Origin of the sequence: Enterococcus sp. C102(2024), from assembly GCF_040888205.1 — a bacterium.
Taxonomy (GTDB): domain Bacteria; phylum Bacillota; class Bacilli; order Lactobacillales; family Enterococcaceae; genus Enterococcus; species Enterococcus faecalis.
Genome location: NZ_JBFOHH010000007.1, coordinates 90,244 through 101,952 on the forward strand (window position 1 = coordinate 90,244; position 11,709 = coordinate 101,952).

The window sequence follows — 11,709 nt, forward strand, 5'->3', positions numbered from 1 at the left end:
GATGGAAGGATTTTTGGAGGAATTAGAAGAAAAGAAAGAGAAGAAACGGATTACTGTCCTTTTAACCCTATTGGCAATCCTTTTAGCAATTCTTGTAACAATAATTATCTTTTTTGTACGAACCAATCAACCAATGGCTCAAGCCAAAAAAGAAGCAACCGCAATTGCCAAAACTTCTGCTAATTTAGAAACAGTTGATAAATTTTACTGGTTTACACGCAAAAATACGTATTTTACTTTAACCGGCAAAAACGATAAAGGCACAGAGATTGTCGTGATTGTCCCTAAATCGGGAGAAAAAGTCACGGTCTTAAATCAAAAAGATGGTCAAACAGAACAACAAATAACAGACATGGTTGCTAAAGCCCATCCCGATGAATCGGTGATGAAAGCTACGTTAGGGCTTTATGATAAGCGCCCTGCATGGGAAGTGGTCACCGAAAATGATCAAGGAGTACTAACGTATTATCTGATGAGCTTTGATAAAGGCGAAGAGATCAACGTTGTCAAAGATATTTAATTTAGATAGGTTTTGATGAAAGTGGGAGTGAAAGGTGTATGAACGTATCAAATCGAGCACAGCAATTGACTCCTTCTGTTACATTAGCAGCTGCCGCCAAAGCGAAAGCATTAAAAGCAAAAGGTGTAGATGTTTTAAGCTTAACGGTCGGGGAACCAGATTTTGTAACCCCGAAAAATATTCAAAAAGCAGCAATTGCTTCAATTGAGGATGGAAGAGCAAGTTATTACACACCTTCTGGCGGTATTCCTGAATTAAAGCAAGCGATTGTTTCTTATGTGGAACGAGAATATCAACTTTGTTATCAACCCAAGCAAGTTATTGTGACAGATGGTGCCAAATATGCGCTATATCTATTATTTCAAGCCATTTTGAACGTTGGGGACGAAGTGATTATCCCTGTCCCTTATTGGGTAAGTTATGGTGAACAAGTCAAGTTAGCAGAAGGCAAGCCAGTGTTTGTATCAAGCACGCAAGAGCAATCATTTAAAGTATCAGTCGCACAATTAGAAGCTGTACGAACAGACAAAACGAAAGCAATCATTTTAAATTCACCATCTAACCCAACTGGTGTTATTTATACGGAAGAAGAATTACGCCAAATTGGTGAATGGGCAGTTGCTCATAATATCCTCATTATTGCAGATGATATTTATGGTCGTTTGGTGTACAATGGACATCGGTTCACACCAATTGCAACCATCTCAGAAGCAATTCGTCAACAGACAATCATTATTAATGGTGTTTCCAAAACATATGCAATGACAGGCTGGCGCATTGGTTTTGCAGTCGGTGATGAAAAAATTATTCAAGCAATGACACAACTCGCTTCACAATCCACCAGTAATCCAGTCGCAGTTAGCCAATATGCGGCAATTGAGGCTTTAACAGGTGAACAGACGACAGTTGAAGACATGCGTCAGGCCTTTGAAAAACGCCTGAATCATATCTATCCAAAAGTAGCAGCTTTGCCAGGTGTTTCGCTAATAAAACCTGAAGGCGCCTTTTATCTATTCCCGAATGTCAAAAAAACATTAGAAATTTGTGGGTATGATAACGTGACTAATTGGGTGGAAGATTTATTACAAGAAGCGCATGTTGCTCTGGTAACGGGAGAGGGCTTTGGTGCACCAGAACATGTGCGGATGAGCTATGCGACAGATTTAATGACGTTAGAAAAAGCGATTGAGCGAATGAACGACTTTATAGAAAAGAAACGGATTCAGCACAACGCCTAAAAGAATAAACTAAGAAATGAACGGAGAGACAAACGTGGAACAAATTCAAATTATTGATTCAAACAAACATGTTGGAGAAACAGTAAAAATTGGCGCTTGGATTGCTAACAAACGCTCAAGCGGAAAAATTGCCTTTTTACAATTACGTGACGGGACAGCCTTTTTCCAAGGTGTCGTGTTCAAACCAAACTTCATTGAAGCTTTTGGTGAAGAAGCTGGTACAGAAAAATTCCAAGAAATTAAACATTTATCACAAGAAACAGCAGTCATGGTTACTGGTGTTATCAAAGAAGATAGCCGTTCTAAATTCGGCTATGAAATGGATATCACTGATTTAGAAGTCGTTGGCGCTTCAGAAGATTACCCAATCACGCCGAAAGAACACGGCACAGATTTCTTAATGGATCATCGTCATTTATGGTTACGTTCAAGCAAACAACATGCAATCATGTTAGTTCGTAACGAAATTATTCGTGCTACTTACGAGTTCTTTAACGAACAAGGATTCATTAAAATTGATAGCCCAATTTTAACAGGCTCAGCACCAGAAGGCACAACAGAATTATTTGAAACAGATTACTTCGGACAACCAGCATTCTTATCACAAACAGGTCAATTATATGCAGAAGCTGGTGCGATGGCATTTGGAAAAGTCTTTACTTTTGGACCAACCTTCCGTGCGGAAAAATCCAAAACTCGTCGTCACTTAACGGAATTCTGGATGATTGAACCAGAAATGGCATACACAACTCATGAAGAATCACTAGATATTCAAGAAGCCTACGTAAAACATTTAATTAAATCAGTATTGAAAAATCAACAATATCCATTGGATGTTTTAGAACGTGATACAGCGTTACTGGAAAAATATGTTTCGGAACCATTCAAACGTATTACTTACGATGATGCGATTGAGTTATTACAAAAAGAAGAAGCAAACAATGATTATGATCACATTGAATGGGGCGAAGACTTTGGTAGCCCACATGAAACCTTTATTTCAAATTACTATGGCGTTCCAACATTCATTTTAAATTATCCAAAAGCAATTAAAGCCTTCTATATGAAACCACATCCAACACGTGAAGATGTTGTAATTTGTGCCGATTTAATTGCGCCAGAAGGTTATGGTGAAATTATCGGTGGTTCAGAGCGTGCAACTGATTATGATTATTTGAAAGAAAAAGTAGCTGAGTTTGGCTTATCTGAAGAAGAATACAGCTGGTATTTAGATTTACGTAAATACGGTTCAGTGCCACATTCTGGCTTCGGATTAGGTTTAGAACGTGCTGTTACGTTCATTACTGGTAATGAACACATTCGTGAAGCGATTCCGTTCCCACGTATGTTAAACCGTATTTATCCATAGAGAACAAATAAAAAAAGAACTTCAGCAAAAGCCGAAGTTCTTTTTTTTAATTCTGCCATAATTTTTGCATCTGGTCCAAAATATCAATGACTTCTGTCGTGAAAAATAAGGAGCGGTTGGGTTGTGTACCTTTGATTGCTTCAACCATATTGTAGATTTCGTAATTCATGGCTTCAGCTGAGTACCCAGAAACGATGGTCTCAACCGTACCGTCGTTGTAGTGAACAATCGCTTCATCTGCGCGTGGATAATCTGTAATGGTAATATAGGCATCTTCAAAAGCAACAATTCCTTGCTTTGGCATTTTTGCTTGGAATGTTAATGAAATAGTAGCCAACTCATTTTCTTTATTCCGAAGCAATGTCACCGATTGTTCATCAACACCAGTAGAGAAGGGAACCATGCTAGAAGCTAAAACGTCTGGCTGTGAGCTGAGAAACCAACGAGCAAACGAAACCGCATAAGTACCAATATCTAACAATGCGCCGCCTGCTAAGTCAGGATTAAAAAAGCGATTTTTAGGATCGGGTTCTTTGTAACTTCCAAATGGTGCTTGAATCATTTTTAACTGACCAAATTTGCCAGCATCCATCAAGCGACGTAATTCGTCGTATAGTGGCATGTTAAAAATAGTCATGGCCTCTGCTAAAATAAGGTCATTTTTTTCTGCAACTGCCAAGGCTTGTTTTAATTCTGCCGCGTTCATCGTAATAGCTTTTTCACACAACACATGTTTTCCGGCCTGGAGCGCTTTTAAAATGTGTTCAGCATGTTGTTTATTTGGCACTGCTATATAGACAACATCGATCGTTTCATCTGCTAGCAATTCTTCATAAGAACCATAGGCTTTAGGGATTGAATAATCAGCGGCAAATTGTTCTGCTTTAGTCAATGTCCGTGAAGCAACAGCTGCAAGTTGGCTAGTTTCTTGTTTAAACGTTGAAGCAAATTCGTGGGCAATCCCACCTAATCCTACGATGCCCCATTGATATAATTTTTTTGTCAAAAGAAGTCCTCCTAATCTATGCAATTTCTTCAAATCTTCTTCATTATTTATTATACTGTAAACAAGAGAAATTAGAAAACAAGGACAATTTTGTAAATATGATAAAATCCAGAGATAAAAAGATGCTTTTTTTAGAGAATTTCAGTAAAATAGAAAATGGAGGCGAATGATTATGCATCAAGTTTATGTAGATATTATTGTTGACGCAATTATTGAACAGTACCAAACAGAAGAAAATTTTTACTCCGCTTATCAAATTCAAGCAGCCGATTGGCAAGCTTGGAAAGAAGGCCAATTTGGTTTGGACAATGAAGTCATGCAAAAAATTAAGAATTTATTTACGGATTATGAGTGGATGCTGACTCAAAAAATACTCCGCCAAACCATCTTATTTCCGGAAAAACGTAACCTAGCTGTTTCGGAATATAAACGGTTAAAAACAACAATTGCCAAAAAATGGTTACAATCTGATTTGGGCGTTGTAGAATTGATTCCTAATAATAAACAGGAACAAGAAATTGCTGCTGGTTATATTGATTTGAAAGTGACGCTGGCCTATGGCGAATGGGGTTTTGATGATATTATTACATTCCGGTTACCAGCTACGATTCAACGACAATTGGAAGGTTCAAAAGTTGAATTATTAGATTGGGTCAATGAAAATCTGATGGATACTTACGTAGGTGAATAACGAATAGGAAGGATGGTCTTTTGAAATACACAATTGCTGGGATTTTATCTGTGATTATTATGTTTGGTGCGGTAATTTTTGTCTTTTTTGGCAAAAAGCCAGTTGAAGAATCTGTTCACACATCAACTGAAACAACAGTGAAATCATCCACTAAAATTTCTGAAAGTAGTACAGTTTCTTCAACTGCTACCACTGAATCAAGTACTGAAATCACGAGCGTAAGCAGTGATGAAAGTTGATAATTTTCTGTGAAAATGATACAATTATTCGGTTATAGTAACAAATGAAATCAATCACGAAAGTGAAAGATAGTGAAACATTTTATCGGAAAATAAAAGATGAAGTGGGGAATTAATGAAGTGAGCAACTATCAGAAAAAAAGAAAAAAGCAGCTGAATTTGCCAAAGTTATTCTTAGGCGTAGTTGTCGTCGGTTTGGCCTTTGTCTTTTCGTTATCTGTCCTTTCTGATTCAGATAAGGGACAAAGCGAGTCAGTCAATCGCCAAAATGAAAACATCTCAAAAGAAGAATTTGTTGCTGAAATCACACCGTATGCACGTGAATTACAAGAATCTTACGGGGTATTACCAAGTATTATTATGGGGCAAGCAGTTTTAGAATCTAATTTTGGACAAAGTCAATTAGCATCGAAATATAACAATCTTTTTGGGATTAAAGCATATGGCAATCAACCAAAAGTCAATTTAGAAACAAAAGAGTATGTCAATGAGGTCTGGATTACGATTCAGGGTGATTTTCGAGTTTATGACAATTGGGAAGAATCCATGCGAGATCATACCAAGTTATTTGTTGATGGGGTCGATTGGGATCCAAATTTATATGAAAAAGTCTTGTTAGCCAAAAATTATAAAGAGGCTGCACAAGCGCTTCAAGATGCTGGATACGCAACGGATCCTACATACGCTGATAAGATCATTCATGTAATTGAAGAATACAATTTAAATAAATACGACCGTTAAGCATGGAGGAACGATGACAATGAGCGAAAAGTGGATTCCAGAAATTATGACGCCGCTGAAACAAGATATTGTAAAAATGCCAGAGATTATTCGGCAAGCCAGTGGCATTAAAATTTTTGGCCGTAAAATAAAATCAATTATTTTTACGACAGATATTGCGATTATCCGCAATACGGATGCACAGGCAGTGATTGCTGTATACCCTTTTACACCGCATCCAGCGATTACAAAAGGCATTATTGAAGCAGCGGATATTCCTGTCTTTTCAGGAGTCGGCGGCGGTTTAACGCAAGGCATGCGTTCTGCTTATATGAGTTTATTTGCAGAAGCACAAGGCTCAATGGGTGTCGTTTTGAATGGTCCTACACCAATTGAAACAATTAAAATGGTGGATGAAGCAATCGATATTCCTATTATCAGTACAGTAACTTCTATTCATACGCCAATTGATGAAAAACTTGCGGCTGGCGTGGATATGATTAATATCAGTGCAGGAAAAGACACTGCAGCCACCGTACGCTATTTCCGTGGCAAGTATCCAGAATTACCGATTATTGCAACAGGAGGACCAACTGAATCGAGTATTCATGAAACCATTATCGCCGGAGCGAATGCTATTACATATACGCCCCCTAGTAACGGTGAATTATTCAGCAAAAAAATGAAAAAATATCGTGAACAAGAAAAAGCAACCGATGAAGAATAAAAAACGCTTTGGCAGTCTATCCTGCCAAAGCGTTTTTGGCTATTTAATGTTCGCTTTTACGGAACAATGGAAGAATGAACCAATTATTTGAAAATTCTAATGAAAAAAAGTTGTTAAACCATTGAAAGTTAGAGATTTTTGTACTATCCTAGAGAAACATAGAAGCTTGTATAAGGTCAAAATACGGTTGACCGTCTCTACCCAGCACCGTAAATGCTGGTCTATAAGTGAAGAAGAGCGGATAGCCCTTTTTTGCTTTGGCAAAATGGGCTTTTTTCTTTTGTTAGAACACGAATATAAATAGCACTTTGTTTTATTTCGTTCGTTTTTAACGAACCGTCCTTTCCTCAGGATGAGAACAAAGCATCTATCGAAAAATAAGTAAAGGAGTTCATATTGTGAAGGAATTAGTCGAACGTATTAAAAATGATGGCCGTGTATTAGGTGAAGGTGTTTTAAAAGTAGATAGTTTTATTACGCACCAAGTGGATCCAGAATTAATGGAGGCTATGGGTAATCGTTTTGCTGAGGTTTTCGCAGAAGCAGGCATTACCAAAGTAATTACAATTGAAGCATCAGGAATCGCTCCTGCCTTATACGCAGCGCAAAAATTAGGCGTGCCAATGATCTTCGCTCGTAAGGCAAAAAGTTTAACCATGGATGAAGAGCTTTTAACGGCTTCAGTTTATTCATTTACAAAACAAGTGACAAGTCAAATTTCCATTTCAAGAAAATTTTTATCTGATGCTGATAAAGTGTTGATTATTGATGACTTTTTAGCTAACGGACAAGCTGCCAAAGGATTGGTAGAATTATGCCAACAGGCTGGTGCAAAGGTTGAAGGAATTGGTATCGTAATTGAAAAATCATTCCAAGATGGTCGTCAGTTATTAGAAGACATGGGCTTAAATGTAGTCTCTTTAGCACGTATTGCTTCATTAAGTGAAGGAACGGTGACGTTTTTAGAGGAGGATGCATAATCTTGGAAACAAAACAATTGAATACACCACAACAGACGGAAACACCAAATGGGAAAGCCGCCGTTTTAGGATTGCAACATTTATTAGCGATGTATGCTGGAGCAGTTGCCGTACCTTTATTAATCGGAACCGGCTTGAATTTTGATTCGCAACAAATGACGTATTTGATTTCAATCGATATTTTTATGTGCGGCGTTGCGACACTTTTACAATTAACGGTGAATAAGTTTTTTGGGATTGGCTTGCCAGTCGTTTTAGGTTGTGCCATTCAAGCAGTTGCACCTTTAATCATGATTGGTACGAACAAAGGGGTTGGTGCAATTTACGGTTCAATTATTGCTTCGGGCATTTTTGTCGTTCTTATTGCAGGATTTTTCTCAAAAATTAAACGTCTATTTCCGCCTTTAGTCACCGGCACAGTCATTACAGTTATTGGTTTGACCTTAATTCCTGTTGCTGTTGAAAAAATGGGTGGCGGCTTAGCAACGGACAAAAGTTTTGGTGATCCTAAAAACTTGCTCCTCGCATTTGTAACAATTGCCTTAATCATTGTTGTGCAAGTTTGGGGACGTGGCTTTATCAAGTCAATTGCCGTGTTAATCGGCCTAGTCGGCGGCACAATTTTAGCTGCGTTTCTGGGATTAGTGGACTTATCTCCTGTTGGTCAAGCTACGTGGTTTCATTTTCCACAGCCATTTTATTTTGGCAAACCAACGTTTGATCTTTCTTCTATTGTGTTGATGATTATTATTTCAATTGTTAGTATGGTTGAATCAACAGGTGTTTATTTTGCCTTAGGAGATATTACAGGGAAGAAAATTGGCGAAGATGATTTACGTCGTGGGTATCATGCAGAAGGTTTAGCCGTCATTTTAGGGGGGATTTTTAATACGTTTCCTTATACAGGTTTCTCTCAAAATGTCGGGTTAGTTCAATTATCTGGGATCAAAACACGTCGACCAATTTATTTTTCTGCTTTTTTCTTAATTATTTTAGGCTTATTACCAAAAATTGGTGCGATGGCCCAAATTATCCCAGAGCCAGTTTTAGGCGGCGGAATGCTGGTTATGTTTGGAATGGTGGCTGTCCAAGGAATGCGCATGTTGTCAAAAGTTGACTACTCAAATGACAAAAATTTATTAATTATTGCCATCTCGATTGGCTTTGGTTTAGGCTTTAATATTATGCCGACGCTCTTTAATAAAGTACCAGAAACTGTTAGCATGTTTACTGGTAATGGAATTGTCATGAGCAGCATTACCGCAATTATTTTAAATCTTTTATTCAATGGTTTAAAAGAAACCTCAGAAAGTAACGAATAGTTTCAAAAAAGTATGATAGATAAGGTCAGGTGGCTTTTCTTTCATACTTTTTTGACCTAATCATCGTTTAGAAAAATTTAATGTTTTCATCAATCTGAAGAGAAAAAGAGAAAAAAGCTTGGTTACAAAGAGACGAGTAGTAAGTTACCGCTGTTTTATCCTAAAGTATGTTAATAAATTCTGATGAGAAAACCTAATGGAAACACTGCTGGCACTTGAAGTTGAGCCTTTTTCCTTGTATCATGTAAAAAGAGCACTCTTAAAGGCTAGACTGCGACGAGAAACCGCAGAAGGATTTTAAGGATAAAACTGTGATGGAAAGTTGTGATGAACTTGGATAAACCACTATTACCTGGTCAAGTGATTGGTATCATTGGTGGCGGACATTTAGCAAAAATGATGGCCCTTAGTGCAAGAGAAATGGGGTTTCGAGTGGGTGTGCTAGATCCACAAATTGATTGTCCTGCTGCACAAGTTGCCGATTGGCAATTATTAGGAGCATATAATGATCCTGAAGCGTTAGAGAAATTGGCAAAACGTGCCCAAGTGATTACGTATGAATTTGAACATGCAGATGTTGATGCGTTAACAGCGATTCAACATTTGGCGAATATACCGCAAGGAACAGACATTTTAGCGATTACGCAAGATCGCTTAATGGAAAAAAGTTTCTTGGAAGATAATAATATTGTGATTGCCCCTTATGCAACGATTGTTAGTCCGACTGATATTCAAGAAGCAATTGATGGCATTGGTTATCCGTGTATCTTGAAGAATACGCGAGGGGAAGGTCGTTATGTACTACATAGTACTTCAGACTTAGCGCCATCCATGAATCTTCTAAGAGAAGGAACCTGTGTTTTGGAAGCTTGGATTCCTTACGAAAAAGAATTATCTGTTCTTATTTCTGGTAATGGTCGTGGCGAATTTGCGACATTTCCAGTTGTGGAAACAATTAAAAAAGAGCGTAAGCTACATGAAACGATTGCACCAGCCCGAATTGATGACGAAGTCAGTGGTGAGTTGCAACGAATTGCTAAGGTGATTGCTAAAGCAGTTGGTTTAGTCGGCACCCTTTCAATTGAAATGTTTTATACAGAAACAGGCGGGATTTATGTAAATAAAATTTTACCTCGTCCAGAAGATGCTGGGAATTTTTCTATAGATGCTTGTTCTTTTAGCCAATATGATACGCATATTCGTGGTTTATGTAATTGGCCAATGCCAACGATTCAACTGTTGTCTGAAGCAGTCACGGTCAATGTGCTTGGAAATGAGGCCTATGAAACGATGGACATTATTAATGAACATCCAGATTGGCATTTCCACTATTATGGCCACAGTGAAGCAAAAGCGCAACGAGCGATGGGGCATATTACTATATTAACCAAAGAAATCGATGAAACACTGGAAGAAATTAAAGAAACAAAGATTTGGTCGTAATTATTTTTCAAAAATTGAGGAGTAAAGAGGGGATAAGGTACAATGATTGATCGTTATACAAGACCCGAAATGGGCGCAATTTGGACAGATGAGAACCGCTACAAGGCATGGCTAGAAGTTGAAATTTTGGCGGATGAAGCTTGGGCAGAACTTGGCGAGATTCCTAAAGAAGATGTACAAAAAATCCGAGAAAATGCATCATTTGATGTTGCACGTATTTTAGAAATTGAAGCAGAAACACGTCATGATGTTGTCGCTTTTACTCGTGCCGTTTCAGAAACGCTTGGTGAAGAGCGAAAATGGGTACACTATGGGTTAACCAGCACAGATGTTGTGGATACTGCCTATGGTTATCTATTGAAACAGGCGAATGATATTTTACGGAAAGATTTACAAACATTTACGGAGATTGTCGGAGCCAAAGCCAAAGAGTATAAACATACGGTCATGATGGGAAGAACGCATGGTGTTCATGCAGAACCGACTACATTTGGTTTGAAATTAGCGTTGTGGTATTCTGAAATGAAACGCAACATTGAACGTTTTGAACATGCAGCCAAAGGTGTCGAAGCGGGTAAAATCAGTGGAGCCGTAGGTACCTTTGCCAATATTTCACCATTTGTTGAAGAATATGTTTGCGAACATTTGGGGATCCGTGCTCAAGAGATTTCGACACAAGTTTTACCACGTGATTTACATGCAGAATATGTTTCTGCCATGGCATTAATTGCGACAAGTATTGAAAAATTTGCGACAGAAATTCGTGGTCTACAAAAATCAGAAACACGTGAAGTAGAAGAATTTTTTGCAAAAGGACAAAAAGGATCTTCGGCAATGCCGCATAAACGGAATCCAATTGGTTCTGAAAATATGACTGGTTTGGCACGTGTGATTCGTGGTCATGTCATTACTGCCTTTGAAAATGTGAGTTTATGGCATGAACGAGATATTTCTCACTCGTCTGCTGAACGGATTATTATTCCCGATACGACGATTTTGCTAAATTACATGTTGAATCGTTTTGGTAATATTGTCAAAAACTTAACGGTCTTCCCAGAAAATATGAAGCGTAACATGGATGCGACCTATGGACTAATTTATAGCCAACGTGTCTTGTTAAAATTGATTGACCATGGCATGACACGTGAAGAAGCGTATGATCTGGTCCAACCAAAAACAGCTTACGCATGGGATCATCAAACGGCGTTCCGTCCGTTGCTAGATGCGGATGAAAAAATTACATCTGTCTTATCAAAAGAAGAGCTAGATGATGCCTTTGATTACCATTATCATTTAAAAAATGTTGACACGATTTTTGAACGTGTTGGTTTAGGATAAAAAGAAAGCGAGAAGAAGAGTGCTTCTTCTCGCTTTTCTCTTAGTTATTTTCAGAAAAATAATTGAAAATTATTCAGTAGAAAATAGTAAAAAAATCATTAAATTTTAGCAAACAA

Annotated in this window: 12 protein-coding genes and 1 riboswitch; of the genes, 11 read left to right on the top strand and 1 reads right to left on the bottom strand. The window is 37.9% G+C overall.

Annotated elements, in window-relative coordinates:
* The first annotated feature begins 1 nt into the window (after position 1).
* The 3 genes from AB3I34_RS12780 to asnS are packed head-to-tail and all read left to right on the top strand — an operon-like array spanning position 2 to position 3,127.
* Positions 2-520 (top strand): DUF5590 domain-containing protein, encoded by a 519-nt coding sequence (locus AB3I34_RS12780; protein ID WP_025189406.1) that lies wholly within the window; start codon positions 2-4, stop codon positions 518-520.
* Between the two features lie 38 nt (positions 521-558).
* Positions 559-1,758 carry a pyridoxal phosphate-dependent aminotransferase gene (locus AB3I34_RS12785; RefSeq protein ID WP_002376910.1) on the top strand — a complete coding sequence of 400 codons (1,200 nt, stop codon included), beginning with the start codon at positions 559-561 and terminating at the stop codon, positions 1,756-1,758.
* A 16-nt stretch (positions 1,759-1,774) separates the two neighbouring features.
* Entirely contained in the window at positions 1,775-3,127 is a 1,353-nt protein-coding gene (gene asnS / locus AB3I34_RS12790) for an asparagine--tRNA ligase (protein ID WP_002376912.1), read from the top strand.
* Positions 3,128-3,173: 46 nt separating this feature from the next.
* Here asnS and AB3I34_RS12795 read toward each other — a convergent pair whose 3' ends face one another.
* A complete protein-coding gene (locus AB3I34_RS12795; RefSeq protein WP_002389307.1) occupies positions 3,174-4,133 on the bottom strand; it encodes a Gfo/Idh/MocA family protein in 960 nt (319 codons plus the stop codon).
* Between the two features lie 172 nt (positions 4,134-4,305).
* Here AB3I34_RS12795 and AB3I34_RS12800 point away from each other — a divergent pair, with 172 nt between their 5' ends.
* The 8 genes from AB3I34_RS12800 to purB all read left to right on the top strand — a co-directional run bounded on the left by AB3I34_RS12800 (position 4,306) and on the right by purB (position 11,593).
* A complete protein-coding gene (locus AB3I34_RS12800) occupies positions 4,306-4,824 on the top strand; it encodes a hypothetical protein (protein ID WP_002356797.1) in 519 nt (172 codons plus the stop codon).
* 59 nt (positions 4,825-4,883) lie between these two features.
* A complete protein-coding gene (locus AB3I34_RS12805) occupies positions 4,884-5,063 on the top strand; it encodes a hypothetical protein (protein WP_002384259.1) in 180 nt (59 codons plus the stop codon).
* Positions 5,064-5,162: 99 nt separating this feature from the next.
* Positions 5,163-5,804 (top strand): glycoside hydrolase family 73 protein, encoded by a 642-nt coding sequence (locus tag AB3I34_RS12810; RefSeq protein WP_002366997.1) that lies wholly within the window; start codon positions 5,163-5,165, stop codon positions 5,802-5,804.
* A gap of 19 nt (positions 5,805-5,823) precedes the next feature.
* Positions 5,824-6,510: a hydrolase gene (locus tag AB3I34_RS12815; RefSeq protein WP_002356802.1), complete on the top strand. Its 687-nt coding sequence runs from the start codon at positions 5,824-5,826 to the stop codon at positions 6,508-6,510.
* 146 nt (positions 6,511-6,656) lie between these two features.
* Positions 6,657-6,754, top strand: a riboswitch (purine riboswitch).
* Positions 6,755-6,908: 154 nt separating this feature from the next.
* On the top strand, positions 6,909-7,490 hold the full coding sequence (locus AB3I34_RS12820) for a xanthine phosphoribosyltransferase (protein WP_002356804.1): 582 nt from the start codon (positions 6,909-6,911) through the stop codon (positions 7,488-7,490).
* 2 nt (positions 7,491-7,492) lie between these two features.
* On the top strand, positions 7,493-8,812 hold the full coding sequence (locus AB3I34_RS12825) for a nucleobase:cation symporter-2 family protein (RefSeq protein ID WP_002382793.1): 1,320 nt from the start codon (positions 7,493-7,495) through the stop codon (positions 8,810-8,812).
* A 327-nt stretch (positions 8,813-9,139) separates the two neighbouring features.
* Positions 9,140-10,255: a 5-(carboxyamino)imidazole ribonucleotide synthase gene (gene purK, locus AB3I34_RS12830; RefSeq protein ID WP_002382795.1), complete on the top strand. Its 1,116-nt coding sequence runs from the start codon at positions 9,140-9,142 to the stop codon at positions 10,253-10,255.
* 42 nt (positions 10,256-10,297) lie between these two features.
* Positions 10,298-11,593: an adenylosuccinate lyase gene (gene purB, locus AB3I34_RS12835; protein WP_002356808.1), complete on the top strand. Its 1,296-nt coding sequence runs from the start codon at positions 10,298-10,300 to the stop codon at positions 11,591-11,593.
* Positions 11,594-11,709 lie beyond the last annotated feature (116 nt).